The sequence below is a fragment of the Apilactobacillus micheneri genome (assembly GCF_006493595.1).
Classification (GTDB): Bacteria; Bacillota; Bacilli; order Lactobacillales; family Lactobacillaceae; genus Apilactobacillus; species Apilactobacillus micheneri.
This window is the reverse complement of the sequence record NZ_QUBI01000002.1, coordinates 261,968-284,131: the sequence shown is the minus strand read 5'-3', so window position 1 is coordinate 284,131 and position 22,164 is coordinate 261,968. Positions and strand designations below refer to the sequence as shown.

The window sequence follows — 22,164 nt, the reverse complement described above, 5'->3', positions numbered from 1 at the left end:
TGAAATATAATGATACCTGCAAAATTCGATTGGCAATTAAATCAAAATGTATTAAGTGATGAACAAAAAGATATTGCTACGAAATTAGGGATTAGTCCATTAATAATTTCCATTTTGTTTAGTCGTGGTTATAAAAACATAGATGATATTAAGTCATTCTTAACCCCACAAATTGAAAATTTGCGTGATCCTTATTTAATGCATGATATGCAAAAAGCATGTGATCGGATAAAAAAAGCGATTGAAAATAATGAAAAAATTACAATTTATGGTGATTATGATGCTGATGGCATTACTAGTACTTCTGTTATGTATGAAACTCTAGTTAATTTAGGTGCTAATGTAACATATTTTATTCCTAATCGCTTTAAAGATGGATATGGTCCTAATCCTCAAAAGTACGAAGCAATTATTAATGATGGGACAAGTCTAATTGTAACGGTTGATAATGGAATATCTGGTAATAAATCAGTTGAATTAGCAAATAATATGAATTGTGATGTGATTATTACTGATCATCATAAAATTCCTGATGATATTCCAGAGGCATATGCAATTGTTCATGCCAGATATCCAGGAGATGAATATCCTTTTGGAGACTTTTCAGGAGTAGGCATAGCATTCAAAGTAGCAACTGCATTATTAGAAGAAATACCTGAAGAATATTTTGATTTAGCTGCAATTGGGACTGTAGCGGACTTAGTATCTTTAACAGATGAAAATCGTATTTTAGTAAAGTATGGTTTACAAGAATTATCGGATACTCAGCGTCCAGGATTAATGCATCTTGAACAATTAGCAGGTTTGAAAGCTGATAATATTAATGAACACAGTATTAGTTTTGGTTTAGCACCTCGGTTAAATGCTTTAGGTAGAATTAGTGATGCAACAACTGGTGTAAAATTATTGACCACATTTGATGATGAGGTAGCCGATGATTTAAGTCATGATACTGAAAACGAAAATAAAAAAAGAAGAAAGCTAGTTGATGACATTTTTCTACAAGCATCGAAAATGGCATCAAACAATACGGATAAGCGTACAATTATCGTGTATGGTGATAATTGGCATGAAGGTGTTGTTGGAATTGTTGCTAGTCGATTAGTTGAAAAATATAATAAACCAACTATTGTTATGAGTCATAATCCTGAAACTGGTATATATAAAGGCTCAGGTAGGAGTGTTGAAGGTTTTGATTTATTTGAGGCCATAAATGGCATTCGTGATAATATGGTTTCATTTGGTGGACATAGTATGGCAATTGGATTAAGTATTAGCAGTGACGACTTAAATATCCTAATTAATCATTTTGAAGATTATGCGGTTAGTAATGGTATTGAAAAGTTGCAGAAACCTAAATTATCAATTGCTAAAAAAATTAAAGTTAGTGATGTTAACCAACAACTATTTGATAATTTGCAAATGTTAGCACCATTTGGAACTGATAATGAATATCCAATTTTTGAATTTGAACCACAGACGGTTACTAATGTTAAGACAATGGGAAAAAGTAATGAACACTTGAAATTTCAGATGCTTGATGATAATTCAAAAATTAATGTTTTAGCTTTTAAAAATGGTAAATTAGCTAGTCACTTAGAATCATTATTTGATTGCGTTCATGTTGCAGGCCATTTAGAAAAGAATACTTGGAAAGGTAGAACCACAATTCAAGTCATGAACGATGATATTTATAGTGATGATATTGAAATAGTTGATTTAAGGTCTAATCAACTAAATAAATCTATGTTTCAGTATAGTAATTCACTATATGTTTTCTTTCATGAAAATGTTTATAAACAAATATTACCTTTTATAGGAAAAGATTCTAAAGCTTGTTTATATAATAATTTGTCTTTAGAAGATAATTTTGATAATATAATATTTGTTGATTGTCCAGATTCTTTTGAAACGTTTAATTCAGTTTTGAATGTTATTAATAAAAAAGATAAATTAATTTTTTATCTTTATAGTAATAATCTTTCACAAAAAATGCCTACTAGATCACAATATGCTGATTTATTTAGGTTTGTTGAAGGTCATAAAGACATTAAGATATATGATGATATTGATCTATTAAGTGATTATTTAAAAATTGATAAAAGCAATTTAGCTTTTATGATTAATGTATTCAAAGAATTGAAGTTTATTTCAATTGAAAATGGTATTATGAATGGTAATCGTAATCCTGAATCAAGCGATATAACTTTAACTAAAAGTTATATTCTTAGAAAGCATCAATTAACGGTTAAAGAAAAATTGTTAGATGTTGATACTACAACTTTGAATCAAGTTATTCGTAGTTGTTTTTGATGGGATGAAAGGAAGTTATTTAGCCAATGGCACTTGATTTGTATAAATATGTTGCTAGTTATGACAATTTTCCAGAAAAGGGAGTTACTTTTAGAGATATTTCTCCATTGATGGAAAATGGTGAAGCATATCACGAGGCTACAGATAAAATTGTCAGATATGCAAGAGATAAGAAAGTAGATTTAATTGTCGGTCCTGAAGCTCGTGGATTTATTGTTGGTTGTCCGGTAGCCTATGATTTAGGAATTGGATTTGTGCCTGCAAGAAAAAAGGGTAAACTTCCAGGCAAAGTTGTAGGAGCATCTTATGGATTAGAGTATGGTAAATCATCTTTATATATTCATGCTGATGCTGTTAAACCTGGTCAAAGAGTTTTAATTACCGATGATTTATTAGCAACTGGTGGAACTATCAAGGCTACCATTGAAATGGTTGAAAAATTAGGTGGTATTGTTGTGGGAACAGCCTTTATCATCGAAATTTCTGAATTAAAGGGTCGAGATAAAATTAAAGACTATGATCTTTTAAGCCTTTTACAATATTAAAATTATTTATGATGTGAATTGTTCACATCATTATTATGGAGAGTTGGCAGAGCGGTAATGCATCGGACTCGAAATCCGACGAACCGGTTTTTCCGGCGGGCAGGTTCGACTCCTGTACTCTCCTTATAACGTTTTATAAGTACTAATATTTTCATTAGTACTTTTTTTATATCCTAGTATTAGGATATTTATGGATATAAATGCTATAATTAGCTTATAACTTTTAAAGAAAAGAGTTTTAGTCTATGAAGAAAAAAGTTATAACAATATTTACAATCCTCTTTACTTTTATTATCTTGTCTTTTCAATTATTTGGCTTAGCTCAAAATAATATTAATGCATCGGCTGATAATAAAAGAATTGGTTTAACTTTAGATTGTTCAAGAGTTTATTACTCTACCGATAAAATAAAACAATACATTAATTTATTAAGTGAAAACAAAGCCACTTATTTACAATTGCATTTAAATGATAATGAAAATTTTGGAATTGAAAATTTTACATTAAATCAAACCGTTGATAATGCTACTAAAAAGGGTGATGTTTATTATAATAAAAAGACACATTTACCTTTTTTAAGTAAAGATCAATTATTAGACGTTATTCAGTATGGTTATGAAAAAGGAATTCAAGTTGTACCAGAAATAGATTTACCTGGACATGCTCAGTCTTTATTTAAATTATTATCTTATACAAAGAATGGTAATAAATTAGTTAAAATAGTAAGAAATTCTGATGGATACAATGAGATGTTTTATGGTAAGAAAGAAACTATTAACCTATCTAAAAAAATATTAAGCGAATATGTAGGGATGATGCCCAAAGGCTTCTACTTTAGCGTAGGTGCTGATGAGATTACTATTAACAATAGAAAAGATCAAAATGCAGCTGTGAAATATATAAATAGTATTGATGATTATATAAATTCTAAGGGATTAAAATTAGAAATGTGGAATGATAGTTTCCATAAAGCAGTTCTTAAAAAGTATCATAAAAATATATTAATTAATTATTGGAGTCTTAGTGGTGATGTTAGTGATAAAGAAGATTATAAGGCCAATATTAAATTAAGAGCGACATTACCACAATTAAATGCTGCTGGTTTTAAAACTATTAATTATAATAGTTATTATTTATATATAATTACTGATCCACTTTCTTTTACTAAGTCGTCAATTAAAGAATGGCGAGATGATATTAATAAATGGAAGATGAATATGTGGAATGATGAATCACTTAAACAAAAAACAAAGAGTAAGAATAATATAGGTGCTTCATTATCTATTTGGGGAGAATATCCAAATAAATATAATGGAAATAGTACCTATAAAAATACTGAATATTTTGTTAAATATTTTCTTAAAAAAGCACGTAATTATTAAAGTAAATTAATTAATTAGATAAATTATGTTATATTTATATTATATTTATATTGTATTACATAATTTTTAAGGAGTTTATAATGTTAAAATTAAACGTAAATACCAATTTGGGTAACCAAGAAATTAAATTATCTGATAATAGTACAGGTCAATTATCAGGAGTTAGAATTCCTGTTGGCATGGGACAACAAGTGGTTCAATGGACATTTATTTCAACTGGTCAAAAACATGAAAACTTTGTATATACAGGTCAATTATCAGAAGGTCAAATTATTAATTCTATGAATAATTCAGACCAATATAAAATTCATCTAGAAAAATAATAAAAAGCACACTTATGTGTGCTTTTTATTCTATATATTTTGTTATTAAAGTGATTGATAGTAAAATAATATTATTCTTTTATGAAAGTTGAGTGAGTAAATTGAAGGTTGGAATTGATAAAATTGGTTTTTATTCACCTAATAAATACATTGATATGGTGGATTTAGCAAATGCTAGAAATGAAGATCCAAATAAATATTTAATTGGAATTGGTCAAAAAAAACAAGCTGTAATTCCTAATACTCAAGATGTTGTAACAATGGCTGCAAATGCTAGTAAAAAAATTATTAATGATGATGATAAGAAAAGTATCGACTTAATCATTTTTGGGACAGAAACTGGTGTTGATAATTCAAAATCAGCAGCTATATATTTACAAAACTTATTAAAGTTGAATGCATCTGCTCGTGCTTTTGAAATCAAACAAGCATGTTATGGTGCCACAGCAGGGTTACAAATGGCTAAAGAGTACGTAACCAATCATCCTAATAAAAAGGCTTTAGTGATTGGTGCTGATGTGGCTAGATATGGTCTTAATACTCCTGGTGAAGTAACACAAGGTGGTGGAGCTATTGCTATGGTAGTTTCATCTAGTCCTTCCATTGCTTCTTTTGATGGTGAAAGTGCGTTTCATTCAGATGATATTATGGACTTTTGGCGACCATTATATCGTACAGAAGCGGTGGTAGATGGCCATTATTCTAATAATGTTTATGTTGATTTCTTTAAAGATACTTGGGATAAGTATAACCAAATGAATCAACTTTCGGTTGATGACTATAAAGCACTAACTTTCCATCTACCATATGTAAAAATGGGGATTAAAGGATTAAGAGCAGTTTTGCCTGAAGCTTCTGAATCAAAACAAGAAGAATTAAAGAATGAATTTAATTTTAGCAAGATATATAGTGAAAATATTGGTAATTTATATACAGGATCATTATATTTAAGTTTCTTATCATTAATTAATAATTCAAATGATTTACAAAGCGGAGATAGAATTGGTTTATTTAGTTATGGTTCTGGAGCTCAAGGTGAATTTTTCTCAATGAAATTAGAACAAAATTTCAAGAATAATGATTCAGTAGAAGATATTAACTCGATGCTTAACAATAGAGAAAAATTAACAATTGATGAATATGAAAAAATGTTTAATAACTGGATTCCTATTAAAAATGTTAATAGGAACTTAAATTGGCAATCTGATGATGCTGAATTTTTCTTAAAAGCACTAAAAGATAATCAAAGAATTTATGACCATAAATAGGGGAATTTAATATGAATTTATATTTAGCTAGTCCGTTTTTTGATGATGAACAAATCGACAGAATTTCTAGAATAGAGACTGCTTTAGCGAAAAATAATACCGTAAATAGTGTATTTAGTCCAAGAAAATCAGAAGTTAAAGATTGTGAAGTTGGCACTAAGAAATGGTCTAAAAAGGTATTTAAATTAGATACTGATGAAATAAAAAAAGCTGATGCCATTATCGCAATTATCGACTATGTTGAAGATAATGTAGATAGTGGTACAGCTTTTGAAATTGGGTATGCTAAAGCTATAAATAAACCAATTATTATTTTTCACGAAAAAGATAATAATGTTAATTTAATGTTAAGTAATAGTTCGATCGCTTATTTAACTAAGTTTGAAGAAGTTAAAAACTATGATTTTAATAATTTACCAGAATCTTATTATGAGGGGAAAGTATTTTAACTAATATTATCTCTATACAATCCAATTACTTTACCTAATATTTTAACGTTATCTAATATAATTGGACTCATATATTCATTTTCTGGTTGTAATCTATAATGATCACTTTCTTTGAAAAATCTCTTACATGTTGCTTCGCTTTTATCGTTCATTGCAATTACAATGTCACCATTTTCAGCAATTGACTGCTTCTTAACAATAACTTTATCATTATTAAATATTCCAATATTAACCATACTTTCGCCTTTTATATTCAGCATAAATATATCGCTGTCATTATTATATTGGTCAGGTAAAGAAAAATATTCATTTGAATTTTCTACTGCAAGAATGGGTTCACCAGCAGCAACATTTCCTAATATTGGTATTTGATTGGAATGGGAGTTAACCCCTAACTGTTTCAATCCATCTTCGGTAATTTCAATTGCTCTTGGTTTAGCATTGTTTTTGATTAAAAGACCTTTTTGTGAGAGACGACTTAAATATCCATGCACAGTTGATGTAGATGCTAAACACATTTCTTTAGCAATTTCTCTTACTGTTGGTGGATAACCTTGATTATTGATTGAGTTCCAAATTAATTTTAATATATTTATTTGTTTAGAAGATACTTTATCCTTTGGTAAGGTCATATACGACGCCCCAATTCTTGATTTTATTTAGCTTTAATATTAGCATAATAAGGAAATGTAAACAAACGTTCGCAATTTTATAAAAAGGAGACTTTAAAATGGCAGAAGACAAAGTGTTAAAAGAACTTATTCCAAGAATTAATGAATTATCAAAAAAGAAAAAAGAACAAGGCTTGACTGAAGCTGAAAGTGCTGAAAGAAAAGATTTGCACAAAAAATATCTAAAGCGCTTTAAAGAAAATATGAGAAGCCAGATTGAGATGGTTCAGGTTTATAATAAAAAGGGAAAAGAAATAACCTCTGATAAGGTTAAAAATATTCAACGTAAAAAAGGCCTACGTGACGACTAATACACTAAAAATAATTTTGAAATTTATTTATACTTTGTGTAAAATAAAATATATGTTCGTATATGAAGCTAGGAGGGATATCTGTGAATACATTTCTATGGATTGTAGTTGTTTTAGTAGCATTAATCCTAGGATTAATCGGTGGTTTCTTTATGGCTCGTAAGTATATGGAAAAATATCTTAAAGATAATCCACCAATTAATAAAGATCAATTAAGAGCAATGATGTTACAAATGGGACAAAAACCATCTACCAAAAAGTTAAATCAAATGATGAATAGTATGAAAGCTCATGCTAAATAAAATAAAAAGGATTAAAATCAATTAGATTTTAATCCTTTTTATTTTTCTTTTTTAGCTGGATCTACATATTTAAAATTAGGATCTATTTCGTCATCTAATTTGTCGAAAGCATCTTGCATTTGTTGTTCAATCTTACTTTGCCCATCTTCATTTAATTTTAGTTTTTTATCAATATATATTGGTTCACCAAAATTAATAGTAGATTGTTTTCTAGAAAACAAGGATTTAAATGTTAGCGGTCCCTGATAGGTTGCTGGTAGCAAAGGTATCTTAGATAATTTTGAAATTAAAGTTGCGCCACCCTTTAAACTTTGTGAATGTCTAGTTCCAGATGGAAAGATAATTAATGATTTATCCGACTTTTGCAAAATTCTAACGGGTTCCTTTATAACTGATGGACCAGGATTTTCTCTATCGACACTTAAAACATTTGCATGGACTAAAATATATCTTAAAATTGGATTTTTGAATAGTTCTTTTTTTGCCATAAATGCGAATTCTTTAGGGCTAGCAGCTAATGCATAATATAATGGATCAAACCAAGTCCTATGTGGGGCAACTAAAACATAATTTCCTTTAGGAATTCTATCTTTATTTTTAAATTTTGGTTTACCATTTATCGTATATAAAATGACTCTAGCTAATACTCTTAAAAAAGAATACATACTGTTTCTCCTCTCAATACTTTATAAAATAATAATATTCTATTACTATTACTATATGCAACCTAAAATTAAGGTGGAAATTAAATTGAACAAATTATTACACGAAAATGAAAGAATAGATCAATTATATAGTAACGACATTAAAATTATTCAAAATCCTGAAGTTTTCTCATTTTCTCTGGATGCAGTGCTTCTGGCTAACTTTGCTAAACTACCTAATAAAAATAAATCTAAAACAGTGGATCTGTGTGCTGGAAATGGTGCAGTGGGACTATTTATGTCACATAAAACTAATGGGGAAATATTTGAAATTGAACTTCAAAATAAATTGGCCGATATGGCTAAAAGAAGTGTTTTATTAAATCATTTAGAAGACAAGATAAGGGTAATTAACTCTGATTTATCAAAATTTAATAACTATCTCGCTAAAGATTCTATCGATGTTATAACTTGTAATCCACCATATTTTCCTGATTTGCCTACAAGTAAGAAGAATCCTAATAAATATTTAGCAATTGCTAGGCATGAAATAACTACCAATTTAGAATCGATAATGTCGGCAAGTAGTGAGATGCTAAAAACTAATGCGAAAATTTATTTGGTTTATCGTCCAGATCGCTTGCTAGAAATTATGGATACTATGTTAAAGCATGATATAGCACCAAAGAAATTACAATTTATATATCCACGAAAAAATAAAGATTCTAATATGGTTCTAATTGAAGGAATTAACAAAGGCAAAAAATATGGGATGAAAATTTTACCACCAATAATTACATATAAAGACAATAGTAATGAATATAGTGATTATGTAAGGAAACTACTATATGGTGAATAAATATTATATGTATGTACTATTGTGTGGTGATAATTCTCTTTATGGTGGATTTACTAATAACTTACAGCAACGTTTATTAAAACATCAATCAGGTAAGGGAGCAAAATATACTAGATCTCATTTACCAGTAAAGATGATATATTATGAGTCTTTTGAAAATAAAGGGGATGCTTTAAAAGCTGAATATGCATTTAAGCATCAACCTAGAAATCAAAAAATAAAATATTTATTGAATAATGGTGTGAATGGAAAGCTTTTTAGATAATTATTTAATTTTAATATTGATTAATTATTGTTAATGATTTATCATTGTATATGGTAATTTAATTACTAATTCACACTCAATGTGATAATTTGGCTAGTGCTTTTTAATAAGTCACCATATTAGTTGATCATTGAGGAGGAAAAAACTATTTGGAGGGCTATTATAATGGCTGTTATTTCTATGAAACAATTGTTAGAAGCAGGTGTTCACTTTGGACACCAAACTCGTCGTTGGAATCCTAAGATGAAGAAGTACATCTTTACTCAACGTAATGGTATTTACATCATTGATTTACAAAAAACTGTAAAAATGATTGATAATGCTTACAAATTTGTTAAGGATGAAGCATCAAAGAATGCTGTATTCTTATTTGTTGGTACTAAAAAACAAGCACAAGATTCAATTCAAGAAGAAGCAACTCGTGCTGGTCAATTTTATGTTAACCACCGTTGGTTAGGTGGAACTTTAACTAACTGGGATACTATTCAAAGTCGTATTAAGTACTTAAAAGATCTTAAGAAAATGGCTGAAGACGGTACTTTTGAAAGATTACCTAAGAAAGAAGTTTCTTTATTAAAGAAACAAACTGACAAGTTAGAAAAATTCTTAGGTGGTATCGAAGATATGCCTAAGATTCCTGATGTTATGTTTATTGTTGATCCTCGTAAAGAACAACTTGCTGTTAACGAAGCTCACAAATTAAATATTCCTATCGTTGCTATGGTTGATACTAACACTAACCCAGACGATATCGATGTAATTATCCCATCAAATGATGATGCTATTCGTGCTGTTCGCTTAATTACTTCTAAGATGGCTGATGCTATTGTTGAAGGTAACCAAGGTGAAGAAGAAGTTGACGAAAACACTTTCAAAGATGGCAATGATTCAAAAGATGAAAGTGAAAATAAATAATTAATTAAATAATTATTTACATTTGTGCACTTAGGCTGACTCATGTGTTTGGACCGAAAGGCCTAATGCAGAGTCAGCCTTTTTTTATAAAATAGAATTAAATATTTTAAGGAGGCCATTTAAATGGCAAAAATTACTGCTGCTCAAGTAAAAAACTTACGTGACAAAACTAGTGTAGGTATGATGGATGCTAAAAAAGCTTTAGTTGCTTCTGATGGTGATGAAAAAGCTGCTTTAGAATTTTTACGTGAAAAAGGTATCGCAAAAGCTGAAAAGAAGAGTGACCGTGTTGCTAATGCAGGTTTAACACGTGTTGTTACTAATGGTAATGCAGCTGCTATTGTTGAAATCAACGCTGAAACAGATTTTGTTTCAGGTAATGATGATTTCAAAGACTTAATTGATATGGTTGCAGCTAAGATTGTTGAAGAACAACCAGCTGACGTTGAAGCTGCACTTAAGTTAGATGTTGATGGTGAAACTATCAATGATAAGATTATTAATACAACTCAAATCACCGGTGAAAAGATTACTTTACGTCGTTTTGAAATCTTTAATAAGGATGACGATGCCAACTTTGGTGCTTACTTGCATAATGGTGGTTTAATTGGTGCTTTAGTACAAATTAAGGGTGCTGATGAAGAAGTTGCTAAGCATGTTGCTATGCATATTGCTGCTACTAACCCTGAATATTTAGACAGAAATTCAGTTCCTGCTGATCGTTTAGATAAAGAACGTGAAGAATTGAAGAAGGAAGCCTTAGATGAAGGTAAGCCTGAAAAAATTGTTGAAAAAATGGTTGAAGGTCGTTTAAACAAATTCTTATCAGAAATTAGTTTAGCTGACCAAGAATTCGTTATGGATTCAGATAAAACTGTTGCTCAATTTGTTAAAGATAATGGTGGAGAACTTGAAGCCTTTGCTCGTTACGAAGTTGGAGAAGGTATCGAAAAAGAAGAACAAAGTTTTGCTGATGAAGTAAATAGTCAAATTAAATAATTTAATTATTAAGATAAGGAGGGGGTGCTATATTTTGGCACTCCTTTTTTTATAATTTATTTAATTTTAGTTTATTAATCTGTTTTTGTTATTTATGTTATGCTAAAATTATATTAATGAATTATTTTAATGGAGGAAGTTCAATGTCAGACGTAAAATACAAACGTATCGTCTTGAAACTAAGTGGTGAAGCCTTAGCTGGGGATAAGGGATTTGGAATTAATCCTCCAGTTATTAAAAAAATTGCTGAAGAAATAAAAGAAGTATATAAATTAGGCATCCAGGTTGCTATTGTTGTCGGTGGTGGTAACATGTGGCGTGGTGTTGCTGGTGCAAAAATGGGTATGGAAAGAACTCAAGCTGATTATGTTGGAATGCTTGCAACCATAATGAATGGACTTTCATTACAAGATAATTTAGAATCAATTGATGTTCCCACCAGAGTACAAACTTCAATTGAAATGAGACAAATTGCTGAACCATATATCAGAAGAAAGGCTGTTCGTCATTTGCAAAAAAATCGAGTAGTTATTTTTGCTGGTGGTACTGGTAATCCATACTTTTCAACTGATACTACAGCTGCTTTAAGAGCTGCTGAAGTTCATGCTGATGCTATTTTGATGGCTAAAAATGGTGTAGATGGAATTTATTCAGCTGATCCTAATGAAGATCCCAATGCAGTTAAGTATGATGAATTAACTCAAATGGATATCATTAATAAAAACTTAAATGTTATGGATACTACTGCAAGTTCATTATCAATGGATAATAATATTCCGTTAGTAGTATTTAATTTAAATGAAAATGGGAACATTAAAAAGGTTGTTCAAGGTGAAAAAATTGGAACAACTGTTAGGGGGAAATAAATAATGGTTACTTCAAAAGAAGTTTTAGATAATGCAAAAAGTAAAATGCAAAAGACTACCGAAGCATTAAAACATGATTTAGGTGGAATTCGTGCTGGTCGCGCCAACCCTAGTTTATTGTCAGGTGTTACAGTTGATTATTATGGGGCTACCACTCCATTAAACCAAATTGCTGCAATTACTGTTCCTGAAGCTAGAGTTATTATGGTTAGTCCTTATGATAAATCAGCCTTAAATAATATTGAAAAAGGTATTTTAGAAGCTGATTTAGGAATTAATCCAGCTAATGATGGTGATAAAATTAGAATGGTTATTCCACAATTAACTGAAGAACGTCGTGCTGAAGTATCTAAAAAAGTTAAAGCAACTGGTGAAAGTAATAAAGTTGCTATTAGAAATGTTAGACGTGAAGCAATGGACGCAGTTAAAAAAGGTAATAAGAGTGATGACTTTAACGATGATGAAGCACATCGTTTAGAAGATCAAGTTCAACAATTAACTGATAAGGAAATTAAACATGTTGATCAAATCGTTTCTGATAAAGAAAACGAAGTAATGAACGGATAAGGGAGATATTTATGTCAGAACAAGAATTAACCCCAGGTACAAAAGAATTTGAAAAAATGATTTTTAAATTAAACAAAGATATGGATAATTCAAATATCCAAGCTTTAGAATACAACGGTAACAAATTACAAGAAATTCAAGATAATGTATATGTAATGCCTGCTTATGTTACTGACGATTTTAATTTATTCTTTGTTATTTCTAAATTAATTGAAGATGATTGGATTGTTGCCTTTACCCAAGCTACTATAGAAGATAAGAATGAAATCACTGATTTAACTGATCCAATTCCTACAGGTAAAGGTTTAAACATGCTTGGTGAACAAAGCGCAGCAGATGCAAACCAATTATTGAAATATTTCCAAACATTAGTTGATACTAAACGTGGAGAATGGAGACTAATTCAATAAAATTTAATTGGCAATTTAGGATGAGGATACCACTCATCCTTTATTTGTTTATAGTTAATTTATAGGTGATAATATGTTTAATAAAAATAATTCATTAGAAGACCATCAACTAGATCCTAATAACATTCCTGCTCACATTGCTATTATTATGGATGGAAATGGCAGATGGGCTAAGCAAAGGCATTTGCCTAGAATTGCTGGCCATAAACAAGGTATGGAAGTTGTTAGAACGATAACTAAATCAGCCAGTAATCTTGGAGTCAAGGTATTAACTCTATATGCCTTTTCTACTGAAAATTGGCATCGACCTGAAAAAGAGGTTAAGTATTTATTAGGATTACCGGAACGTTTCTTTAATAAGTTTGTTCCAGAGTTGATAGAAAATAATGTTAAAGTAAACGTTATGGGAGAAATTGACAAATTACCTAATAGTACAAAAAATGCGGTTCAAAAGGCCATCTATGATACTAAAGATTGTAATGGAATGATTCTAAATTTTGCTTTGAATTATGGTAGCCATGACGAAATTGTTTCAGCAATTAAAAAAATATCTAGTCGTGTTAAAAATGGTAACTTAAATGTTGATGATATTAATGATAATGTTGTTGAAGAATCTTTAATGACATCTAATTTGAGGGATCTATCTAATCCGGATCTATTAATTAGAACTAGTGGGGAAGAACGTTTATCAAATTTTCTTCTATGGCAAGTGGCCTATAGTGAATTTGTTTTTGATAAAACTAAATGGCCTGATTATAAGGATTCTAATTTAAAAGAATGTATTCATGAATATCAAAATCGTCATCGTCGATTTGGTGGTCTAAAAAATAAATAAATAGAGGAATTAAAAATGAAACAAAGAGTTTTAACTGCGATTATCGCATTAATAATTTTTATTCCAATTGTTTTAATTGGTGGAATATTTATAGATATTGCGGCCTTATTATTAGGAATAGTCGCTGTATCTGAAATTTTAGTTATGAAAAAGAAATTGGTTGTTTCTCCTGAAGCAATGCTATCATTTTTAGGTGTATCAATAGTTATAGCACCTGATCAATGGTATGCACATTTACCAAGCTTCTTATCATCACAGTTTTTATTTTATTTAGTAGTTATGTTGTTATTACTTAGAAACGTGTTTACTAAAAATAGATTCTCGTTTGATGATACAGGAGTAATGACTTTGAGCATGCTATATGTAGGTGTTGGATTTCATTATTTTGTTTCAGCAAGATCTGATAGTATAGCTACTCTATTTTATGCGCTATTTATTGTTTGGCTAACTGATAGTGGAGCCTACATATTTGGTAAGAAATTAGGCAAACATAAATTAGCTCCGCATGTTAGTCCTAATAAAACATGGGAAGGATCCATTTGTGGTTCTTTAATAGCTACTGTAATAGGAACTGTTTGGATGCTAATTTATAACATTGGGAATGTTTCTATTTTATCAGCAATTCTTATAACATTATTGCTTTCTATTGTTGGACAATTAGGTGATTTAGTAGAATCATCATTAAAACGTTTTTATAGAGTCAAAGATTCCGGTAAAATTTTACCTGGACATGGTGGGATTCTAGACCGTTTTGATAGCTTGCTTTTTGTATTACCAATACTACATTTGTTTGGTATTATTTAGCTAATTATTTAAAGGAGCGATTTTTTTGATTATAACTATCATAGCTTTCATAATAGTTTTTGGAATTCTTGTATTTGTTCATGAATTTGGACATTTCATAGTAGCCAAAAAATCTGGTATTATGGTTCGCGAATTTTCTATTGGAATGGGACCAAAATTATTTTATTATCGGCACAATTCAACGACCTATACTGTTAGATTGTTACCATTGGGTGGATATGTCCGTATGGCTGGATCTGCTGATAATGAATCACAAGAATTAGAACCAGGAACGCCTGTTAGTTTACAATTTGATGATAATCAAGTTGTAAATTCAATTAACACTAGTAAAAAACAAACTTTATATCAAGGACTACCCCTTGAAGTAACAAACTGTGATTTAGAAAAGAATCTTTTCATTGAAGGCTTTGAAAACGGAAATGAAGAATCTAAAAAAAGATATACAGTTAGTCATGATGCTGTCATAATTGAGCATGATGGAACAGCTGTTCAAATAGCTCCTAATGATGTTCAATTTCAAAATGCTCCAGTGTGGAAAAAATTAATTACTAACTTTGCAGGTATTTTTAATAATATTCTTTTAGCAGTTATTGCTTTTTCTATTTTATCTTTCTTACAGGGTGGTGCCCCTTCAAATACTAATACTGTTAATGTTACACCAAATAATTCTGTTGCTAGAGATGCTGGTATTAAAAATGGAGATAAGATATTAAGTATTGATGGACAAAAAACGAATACTTGGAAAGATTTGACGGTTGCTATTCAATCTAAACCTAATCAAAAAGTTAATTTAAAAATTGCTAATAATGATGCTGAAAAAAATATTTCTTTAAAAACACAATCTGCTAAAAGTGGTTCTACTAAATATGGAGTTATTGGGGTAACCCAAACTTTAAATCACTCATTTATTGCTAAAGCATTGTCCGGATTTAATCAAACATGGAATTTTACTAAATTATTAGTTACTAAGTTAATATCTATGTTTTCTGGACATTTCAGTTTAAATGATTTGGGCGGACCTGTTGCTATTTTTGCTAACACTTCGCAAGCTGCTAAATTGGGTATTGATGGAATAGTTTATTTTATAGCTTTCCTATCAATTAATTTAGCCATTATTAACTTTATTCCGATTCCTGCTTTAGATGGTGGTAAAATATTATTGAACATTATTGAAGCAATTAGAAGAAAGCCAGCATCAGAAAAAGTCGAAACGATTGTTACTTTGGTTGGCTTTGCCTTTATTGTTATTCTTATGATTTTGGTTACTCTAAATGATATACAAAGATACTTTTTACATTAATTAAGTAAAACTAAAGGAGATTTTTATGAAACAGTCTAAAATGTTAATCCCTACCTTAAAAGAAGCTCCAAAAGGGGCTGAAGCATTAAGCCATAAATTAATGCTAAGAGCTGGATATATTAAACAAGTTTCAGCAGGAATGTATGCTTACTTACCATTGGCATATCGTGTTATTTCTAAAATTGAAAATATAGTTAGAAAAGAAATGAATGGTATTGATGCAAACGAAACATTAATGCCTGCAGTTTTACCAGCAAAATTATGGGAAGAATCAGGACGTTTAGAAACATATGGTCCTGAGTTGTTTAAGTTAAAGAATCGACATGATACAGATTTTATTTTAGGACCAACTCATGAGGAAACATTTACAAGTTTAATTAGAGATTCTATAAAATCGTATAAAAAATTACCTCTAATTTTATATCAAATTCAACCTAAATATCGTGATGAAAATCGTCCTCGTTATGGATTATTACGTGGCCGTGAATTTATTATGGAAGATGGATATTCATTTTCTATTAACGATACAGACTTAGATAAAATATATAATAATATGGAAAATGCCTATCGTTCAATTTTTAATCAAATAGGTTTAAGTTATAGAACTATTATTGGTGATGGTGGAGCTATGGGGGGATCAGATTCTATTGAATTTTCTGCTCCTGCTGCTGTTGGTGAAGATACAATTGTTTATTCAGATGATAGTGATTATGCTGCTAACTTAGAAATGGCTAAAAGTATGTTAGAACCAGGTCAAAGTCATCCTGAAGCAAAAGATATCACCAAAGTCTCTACTCCAAACATTAAGAATATTTCAGATGTTGCTCAATTGTTTGATACTGATAAAGAAAATGTTATTAAGAGTGTTTTATTTATGATTGATTCAAAACCAGTACTAGTGATGGTTCGCGGTAATGATGAAATTAATGATGTTAAAGTTAAAAATTATTTTGATGGTTCTCAATTGTCATTGGCTAGTGAAGAACAAATTAAAGAATATATGGGTACTAACATTAATTATGTTGGTCCATTTAATCTAAAAGACGATATTATTGTTTTAGCTGATAATAATATTAAAAATATGCATAATGCTTATGTTGGCTCTAATGAAGATGGCAATTATTTTGCTAACGTAAATCCAAACAGAGATTTTGAAAATGTTTCTTATAACGACTTAAGAACCGTTAAAGAAGGAGAAATCTCTCCTGATGGTTCTGGAGTATTAAAATTTACTCGTGGAATTGAAATTGCCCATATTTTTAAATTAGGAACTAGATATTCAAAGGCTTTAGGTGCTAATGTATTAGATGAAAATGGTCGTCAAAAGCCAGTTGTTATGGGATCATATGGAATCGGTATTAGTAGACTATTAACAGCAGTTGCTGAACAACAATCTGATGATAATGGATTAATTTGGCCTAAAAATATTGCTCCATTTGATATTCACTTGATTCCTGTTAATGTTAAAAAAGATGATCAAGTTAAAGTATCCAATGAAATCGAAAAAGGATTATTGGATAATGGATATGAAGTATTAACCGATGATAGAAAAGAACGAGCAGGTGTTAAATTTGCTGACTCTGATTTAATTGGTATTCCTATAAGAATTACTGTAGGTAAAAAAGCTACTGATGGAATAGTTGAAATTAAAATCAGAAAAACTGGTGAAACTATCGAAGTTAAAAAAGAAGAAGTTGTTAATACTGTTCAAATTCTGTTTAAAGATTTGAAATAGTTAGATTAAAGATCAGTTTAAAATATATAACTGGTCTTTTTTCATCTTTTATAATATTGGAGGTTTAATCTTTGTTAGATAAAGAAAAACTATTTTTAAAGTTAATAAATCAACTCCAATTAAATGGGGATGAGTCTTATTTTAAAAATGGTCGAATTGAGCAAATTGAAATTCATAAAAAATCAAAAATTTGGGAATTTTTCTTAAATTTACCCCATATTTTACCCTATGAAGCTTTTGTTGATTTTTATAATCGATTTCATGCAACCTTTGATGAGATTGCTCATTCTTCTGTAAACATATCGACACAAAATAATGAATTTGATAATAATATTTTAGGAAAATATTGGAATTGGGTAGTTAAGAATACTAATATTTCAGAGTCTTTAAAACAAGAATTACTGAAACATAATGATTTAAAATTAAATAATCAAAGAGTTGAATATGTTGCTGAAAATGAAATTGTAAAAAACTTTTTGGTTAGCAAAGCTTTGGCACCAATTGAAGAAACTTATCAAAGACTTGGTTTTCCTAAATTTAATATTCACGTTTATGTTGATGAAAGTGCTTCACAAGAAAAAATAAAAGACTTTCAAATCCAAAAAGAAAAACGTGATGCCCAATTAGCACAAAAAGCAGTGAAAGCAATTAAAGAATCAACTGCTAAAAGACAAAAAAATAGTAATAAAGCTGTGCCTAAAGGTAAAGTAATGATTGGCAGACCAATTAAAGATGATGCTGAAATTACTAAAATGAGTGATATTGTTCAAGAAGAAAGATTAGTAATTATTAATGGGCATATCTTTGATAAGGAAATTAGATCTTTACGTTCTGGTCGTCAGTTAATGATTTTAAAAGTTACAGATTATTCTTCTTCTATTGAAATTAAAAAATTCTCGAATAATGAAGATGACGAAAATCAATTTGCTGCTATTCAAGAAGGCGATTGGATTAAAGCACGTGGTGGAGTACAAGAGGATAATTATACTCATGAATTGACCCTAAATGCTTATGATATTAATCCTTTGAAGCATGAGGAACGAAAAGATACTGCTGAAAAGAAACGTGTTGAACTGCATCTACACACTCAAATGAGTCAAATGGATGCAACTAATAGTATTGGTGATTTTGTTTCAAGAGCTAAAAAATGGGGACAATCAGCAATAGCAATCACAGATCATGCTGCTGTTCAGGGCTTTCCTTTTGCATATACAGCTGCCAAAAAGAATGATATGAAAATGATTTATGGGGTTGAGGCTAACGTTGTAGACGATGGAGTTCCAATTACTTTTAATGCTGATGATCGAGAATTATATGATGCAACATATGTAGTATTTGATATTGAAACGACAGGGTTATCTGCTATTTATGATAATGTAATTGAAGTTTCAGCTGTTAAAATGCAACACGATAATGTAATTGATCAATTTGAAGAATTTATTGATCCCGGATTTCATTTATCTGACTTTACAACACAGTTAACTTCTATTACTGATGAAATGGTCCAGGGATCTAAATCCGAAGAAGAAGTTTTCAAACTATTTAGAGATTTTTGTGGTGACGCAATTGTTGTTGGTCATAATGTTACATTTGATGTTGGTTTTATGAATGTTGGCTACGCTCGATATGGTATGGAAAAAATTCAAAATCCTATTATTGATACGTTACCTTTAGCACGTTTTTTATATCCTAATTTTAAAAGTTATCGCTTAAACACTTTAGCTAAGAAGTTTGATGTCTCTCTTGAACACCATCATAGAGCGGTCTATGATGCTGAAAGTACAGGCCATTTAAATTATATTTTTGTTAAAGAGGCTGAAGATAAATATGGCATCACAAAAGTAAATGAGTTTAATGCTCATATGAGTGAACATGATGCATATAAGCATGCTCGCCCATTTCATGCAATTTTACTAGCTAAAACTCAAGCTGGACTAAAAAATATGTTTAAGCTAATTTCTTTATCTAATGTTAAATATTTTTATCGAGTACCTAGAATTCCTAGAAGTGTGTTAGAAAAATACAGAGAAGGAATTTTGGTTGGTTCAGCTTGTTCTAGTGGTGAAGTATTTACTTCAATGATGCAAAAAGGTAAACAAGAAGCTACTGAAAAGGCGAAATTTTATGATTATTTAGAGGTACAGCCAAAAGCAGCTTATCAACCATTAATTGATTCACAATTAATTCATGATGAAAATCATCTAGAAGAAATTATTTCTAATATGGTTGAAACTGGTCAAGAACTAGAAAAGCCAGTTGTTGCTACTGGTGATGTTCATTATTTAGATCCACATGATTATATTTATCGAAAAATATTAATTAATTCTCAAGGTGGAGCTAATCCATTAAATCGTCAAGAATTACCAGATGTACACTTCCTTACAACTAACGAAATGTTAGATAATTTTAATTTCTTAGGCGAAGATTTAGATAATAAGATTGTAGTTGACAACTCCAACAAAATTGCTGAGATGATTGATTATGATATTCATCCAGTTCTTGATAAATTGTATACACCACACATGAATGGTGCTGAAGATGAAATTAAGAATAGTACAATGGACAAAGCTCACGAATTGTATGGCAATCCGTTACCTGAAATAATTCAAAAGCGTTTGGATCGAGAATTAAAAAGTATCATTGGAAATGGATTTTCCGTTATTTATCTAATTGCTAAACGATTAGTATCTAAAAGTAATAAGGATGGTTACTTAGTAGGTTCTCGTGGTTCTGTAGGATCTAGTTTAGTTGCTACCATGGCAGGAATAACTGAAGTTAATCCTTTACCACCACATTATCGTTGTCCTAAATGCAAATATTCTCATTTCTTTACTAAAGGTGAATATGGTTCTGGTTATGATTTGCCACATAAAAAATGTCCTAATTGTGGAACTTTAATGGTTGGGGATGGACATAATATTCCTTTTGAAACGTTCCTAGGGTTCAAAGGAAATAAGGTTCCTGATATTGATTTAAATTTCTCTGGAGATTATCAACCAATTGCTCATAATTATTTAAAAGTGCTTTTCGGTGAAAAGAATGTTTATCGTGCTGGAACGATTGGGACAGTTGCTGATAAAACTGCTTATGGATTCGTTAAAGCATATGAGCGTGATACAGAACAGGTAATTAGAGGTGCTGAAATTGATCGTTTAGCTAAAGGTGATACTGGTGTTAAGCGAACTACTGGACAACATCCAGCTGGTATTATTATTGTTCCAGATGACATGGATATTTTTGATTTCACTCCAATTCAATATCCTGCTGATGATCAAAATGCAGCATGGGAAACTACTCACTTTGATTTCCACTCAATTCATGACAACATTTTAAAGATGGATGTTTTGGGACATGATGATCCAACTATGATTAGAACACTCCAAGATTTATCAGGAGTTGATCCTCAATCTATACCAATGGATGATCCTGGAGTTATGGGACTATTTTCTGGTACTGATACAATCGGAGTTACTCCTGAACAGATACAATCTAAAACTGGGACTCTTGGTGTTCCAGAATTTGGGACCAAATTTGTTAGAGGAATGTTAGAACAAACTAAACCTAATAATTATTCACAGTTATTACAAATTTCAGGATTATCACATGGAACTGATGTGTGGTTAGGGAATGCTGATGAACTAATTAGGGATGGTAAAGCTACTATTGCCAATGTTATTGGGTGTCGTGATAACATTATGACTGATTTAATTAATTGGGGATTGGATTCAGAAACATCCTTCCAAATCATGGAATCTGTTCGTCATGGTCGAGGAATTCCAGATGAATGGCAAAAACAAATGCATGAAGCCAATATTCCACAGTGGTATATTGATTCTTGCTTGAAAATTAAGTATATGTTCCCACGTGCGCATGCCGCTGCTTATGTCCTAATGGCTTTACGTGTTGCATACTTTAAAGTTTATTTTCCTTTAGTATATTATTGTGCATATTTCTCAGTTCGTGCTGATGACTTTGATTTAGTATCTATGTGCAATGGGAAAGAAGCAATAAAAAATAAAATGAAGGAAATTAATGATCAGGGTAATGATGCATCATCCAAAGACAAAAATTTACTAACAGTTTTGGAATTATCCAATGAAATGGTAGAACGTGGTTTTGATTTTGAAATGGTTAACTTAGAAAAGTCTGATGCTGAAAAATGGTTAATAGATGGTAAAAAATTAATTGCACCATTTAGAGCTATTCCTAGTCTGGGATTAAATGTTGCAAAACAAATTGTTGCTGCTAGGGCTGATAAACCATTTATTTCTAAAGAAGATTTATCTAAGCGAGGAAAAGTTTCTAAAAAGATAATCGAATTTATGACTGATAACCATGTTATTGATGATTTACCTGATGAAAACCAATTAAGTTTATTTGACATGATGTAGTTAAAATTGA

At 30.2% G+C, this 22,164-nt stretch carries 22 protein-coding genes and 1 tRNA gene; 21 read left to right on the top strand and 2 right to left on the bottom strand.

Annotated elements, in window-relative coordinates; all coding sequences use genetic code 11:
- Positions 1-9: 9 nt before the first annotated feature.
- The 7 genes from recJ (at position 10) to DY123_RS03210 (ending at position 6,280) form a co-directional block, all read left to right on the top strand.
- Positions 10-2,313 carry a single-stranded-DNA-specific exonuclease RecJ gene (gene recJ / locus DY123_RS03240; RefSeq protein WP_140924154.1) on the top strand — a complete coding sequence of 768 codons (2,304 nt, stop codon included), beginning with the start codon at positions 10-12 and terminating at the stop codon, positions 2,311-2,313.
- Between the two features lie 26 nt (positions 2,314-2,339).
- Entirely contained in the window at positions 2,340-2,858 is a 519-nt protein-coding gene (locus tag DY123_RS03235) for an adenine phosphoribosyltransferase (protein ID WP_108983173.1), read from the top strand.
- A 37-nt stretch (positions 2,859-2,895) separates the two neighbouring features.
- Positions 2,896-2,982 (top strand) — tRNA-Ser (locus DY123_RS03230).
- A 121-nt stretch (positions 2,983-3,103) separates the two neighbouring features.
- Entirely contained in the window at positions 3,104-4,240 is a 1,137-nt protein-coding gene (locus tag DY123_RS03225) for a family 20 glycosylhydrolase (protein ID WP_140924152.1), read from the top strand.
- 80 nt (positions 4,241-4,320) lie between these two features.
- On the top strand, positions 4,321-4,563 hold the full coding sequence (locus tag DY123_RS03220; RefSeq protein ID WP_105956153.1) for a hypothetical protein: 243 nt from the start codon (positions 4,321-4,323) through the stop codon (positions 4,561-4,563).
- A gap of 101 nt (positions 4,564-4,664) precedes the next feature.
- Positions 4,665-5,831 carry a hydroxymethylglutaryl-CoA synthase gene (locus DY123_RS03215; protein ID WP_140924224.1) on the top strand — a complete coding sequence of 389 codons (1,167 nt, stop codon included), beginning with the start codon at positions 4,665-4,667 and terminating at the stop codon, positions 5,829-5,831.
- Between the two features lie 11 nt (positions 5,832-5,842).
- Complete coding sequence (locus DY123_RS03210) at positions 5,843-6,280, top strand: nucleoside 2-deoxyribosyltransferase (protein ID WP_140924149.1); 438 nt, start codon at positions 5,843-5,845, stop codon at positions 6,278-6,280.
- On the opposite strand, the gene lexA is transcribed toward DY123_RS03210, so the two are convergent.
- Positions 6,277-6,912: a transcriptional repressor LexA gene (gene lexA / locus DY123_RS03205; RefSeq protein WP_140936396.1), complete on the bottom strand. Its 636-nt coding sequence runs from the start codon at positions 6,910-6,912 to the stop codon at positions 6,277-6,279. The two genes, DY123_RS03210 and lexA, sit on opposite strands and share 4 nt — an antisense overlap.
- Before the next feature lie 98 nt (positions 6,913-7,010).
- Between lexA and DY123_RS03200 the strand changes: the two genes are divergently transcribed.
- Together DY123_RS03200 and DY123_RS03195 are read left to right on the top strand one after the other, a co-directional pair.
- A complete protein-coding gene (locus tag DY123_RS03200; RefSeq protein WP_105964712.1) occupies positions 7,011-7,262 on the top strand; it encodes a DUF896 domain-containing protein in 252 nt (83 codons plus the stop codon).
- Between the two features lie 83 nt (positions 7,263-7,345).
- Positions 7,346-7,564, top strand: coding sequence for a YneF family protein (locus tag DY123_RS03195; RefSeq protein ID WP_108983179.1), 219 nt, complete (start codon positions 7,346-7,348; stop codon positions 7,562-7,564).
- Positions 7,565-7,602: 38 nt separating this feature from the next.
- Here DY123_RS03195 and DY123_RS03190 read toward each other — a convergent pair whose 3' ends face one another.
- A complete protein-coding gene (locus tag DY123_RS03190; protein WP_140924145.1) occupies positions 7,603-8,229 on the bottom strand; it encodes a lysophospholipid acyltransferase family protein in 627 nt (208 codons plus the stop codon).
- A gap of 55 nt (positions 8,230-8,284) precedes the next feature.
- Between DY123_RS03190 and DY123_RS03185 the strand changes: the two genes are divergently transcribed.
- The 12 genes from DY123_RS03185 (at position 8,285) to DY123_RS03130 (ending at position 22,154) form a co-directional block, all read left to right on the top strand.
- A complete protein-coding gene (locus tag DY123_RS03185; RefSeq protein ID WP_140924144.1) occupies positions 8,285-9,067 on the top strand; it encodes a tRNA1(Val) (adenine(37)-N6)-methyltransferase in 783 nt (260 codons plus the stop codon).
- Positions 9,057-9,332: a GIY-YIG nuclease family protein gene (locus tag DY123_RS03180; RefSeq protein ID WP_105964708.1), complete on the top strand. Its 276-nt coding sequence runs from the start codon at positions 9,057-9,059 to the stop codon at positions 9,330-9,332. The genes DY123_RS03185 and DY123_RS03180 overlap by 11 nt, the downstream gene beginning before the upstream one ends.
- A gap of 165 nt (positions 9,333-9,497) precedes the next feature.
- The gene (rpsB, locus tag DY123_RS03175) at positions 9,498-10,247 is read left to right on the top strand and encodes a 30S ribosomal protein S2 (protein ID WP_105964707.1); all 750 of its coding nucleotides are present in this window, start codon (positions 9,498-9,500) and stop codon (positions 10,245-10,247) included.
- A gap of 123 nt (positions 10,248-10,370) precedes the next feature.
- Positions 10,371-11,246, top strand: coding sequence for a translation elongation factor Ts (tsf, locus tag DY123_RS03170; RefSeq protein ID WP_140924142.1), 876 nt, complete (start codon positions 10,371-10,373; stop codon positions 11,244-11,246).
- A gap of 143 nt (positions 11,247-11,389) precedes the next feature.
- A complete protein-coding gene (pyrH, locus tag DY123_RS03165) occupies positions 11,390-12,112 on the top strand; it encodes a UMP kinase (protein ID WP_105964705.1) in 723 nt (240 codons plus the stop codon).
- 3 nt (positions 12,113-12,115) lie between these two features.
- A complete protein-coding gene (gene frr / locus DY123_RS03160; protein ID WP_108982211.1) occupies positions 12,116-12,679 on the top strand; it encodes a ribosome recycling factor in 564 nt (187 codons plus the stop codon).
- 11 nt (positions 12,680-12,690) lie between these two features.
- Positions 12,691-13,089, top strand: coding sequence for a hypothetical protein (locus tag DY123_RS03155; protein ID WP_105964703.1), 399 nt, complete (start codon positions 12,691-12,693; stop codon positions 13,087-13,089).
- Between the two features lie 73 nt (positions 13,090-13,162).
- Positions 13,163-13,924, top strand: a complete 762-nt coding sequence (gene uppS, locus DY123_RS03150) for an undecaprenyl pyrophosphate synthase (protein WP_140924140.1) — start codon at positions 13,163-13,165, stop codon at positions 13,922-13,924.
- Positions 13,925-13,939: 15 nt separating this feature from the next.
- Positions 13,940-14,728 (top strand): phosphatidate cytidylyltransferase, encoded by a 789-nt coding sequence (locus DY123_RS03145; RefSeq protein ID WP_140924138.1) that lies wholly within the window; start codon positions 13,940-13,942, stop codon positions 14,726-14,728.
- Positions 14,729-14,753: 25 nt separating this feature from the next.
- Positions 14,754-16,028, top strand: coding sequence for an RIP metalloprotease RseP (rseP, locus tag DY123_RS03140; RefSeq protein ID WP_140924137.1), 1,275 nt, complete (start codon positions 14,754-14,756; stop codon positions 16,026-16,028).
- A gap of 25 nt (positions 16,029-16,053) precedes the next feature.
- Complete coding sequence (locus tag DY123_RS03135; protein ID WP_140924135.1) at positions 16,054-17,763, top strand: proline--tRNA ligase; 1,710 nt, start codon at positions 16,054-16,056, stop codon at positions 17,761-17,763.
- A gap of 71 nt (positions 17,764-17,834) precedes the next feature.
- A complete protein-coding gene (locus DY123_RS03130) occupies positions 17,835-22,154 on the top strand; it encodes a PolC-type DNA polymerase III (RefSeq protein WP_140924133.1) in 4,320 nt (1,439 codons plus the stop codon).
- The last annotated feature ends 10 nt before the right edge of the window (positions 22,155-22,164 follow it).

Coding starts and splice junctions, on each gene's coding strand:
- recJ (WP_140924154.1), top strand. CDS start 10: ATGATACCTGCAAAATTCGATTGGCAATTAAATCAAAATGTATTAAGT.
- DY123_RS03235 (WP_108983173.1), top strand. CDS start 2,340: ATGGCACTTGATTTGTATAAATATGTTGCTAGTTATGACAATTTTCCA.
- DY123_RS03225 (WP_140924152.1), top strand. CDS start 3,104: ATGAAGAAAAAAGTTATAACAATATTTACAATCCTCTTTACTTTTATT.
- DY123_RS03220 (WP_105956153.1), top strand. CDS start 4,321: ATGTTAAAATTAAACGTAAATACCAATTTGGGTAACCAAGAAATTAAA.
- DY123_RS03210 (WP_140924149.1), top strand. CDS start 5,843: ATGAATTTATATTTAGCTAGTCCGTTTTTTGATGATGAACAAATCGAC.
- lexA (WP_140936396.1), bottom strand. CDS start 6,912: ATGACCTTACCAAAGGATAAAGTATCTTCTAAACAAATAAATATATTA.
- DY123_RS03200 (WP_105964712.1), top strand. CDS start 7,011: ATGGCAGAAGACAAAGTGTTAAAAGAACTTATTCCAAGAATTAATGAA.
- DY123_RS03190 (WP_140924145.1), bottom strand. CDS start 8,229: ATGTATTCTTTTTTAAGAGTATTAGCTAGAGTCATTTTATATACGATA.
- DY123_RS03185 (WP_140924144.1), top strand. CDS start 8,285: ATGCAACCTAAAATTAAGGTGGAAATTAAATTGAACAAATTATTACAC.
- DY123_RS03180 (WP_105964708.1), top strand. CDS start 9,057: ATGGTGAATAAATATTATATGTATGTACTATTGTGTGGTGATAATTCT.
- rpsB (WP_105964707.1), top strand. CDS start 9,498: ATGGCTGTTATTTCTATGAAACAATTGTTAGAAGCAGGTGTTCACTTT.
- tsf (WP_140924142.1), top strand. CDS start 10,371: ATGGCAAAAATTACTGCTGCTCAAGTAAAAAACTTACGTGACAAAACT.
- pyrH (WP_105964705.1), top strand. CDS start 11,390: ATGTCAGACGTAAAATACAAACGTATCGTCTTGAAACTAAGTGGTGAA.
- frr (WP_108982211.1), top strand. CDS start 12,116: ATGGTTACTTCAAAAGAAGTTTTAGATAATGCAAAAAGTAAAATGCAA.
- DY123_RS03155 (WP_105964703.1), top strand. CDS start 12,691: ATGTCAGAACAAGAATTAACCCCAGGTACAAAAGAATTTGAAAAAATG.
- uppS (WP_140924140.1), top strand. CDS start 13,163: ATGTTTAATAAAAATAATTCATTAGAAGACCATCAACTAGATCCTAAT.
- DY123_RS03145 (WP_140924138.1), top strand. CDS start 13,940: ATGAAACAAAGAGTTTTAACTGCGATTATCGCATTAATAATTTTTATT.
- DY123_RS03135 (WP_140924135.1), top strand. CDS start 16,054: ATGAAACAGTCTAAAATGTTAATCCCTACCTTAAAAGAAGCTCCAAAA.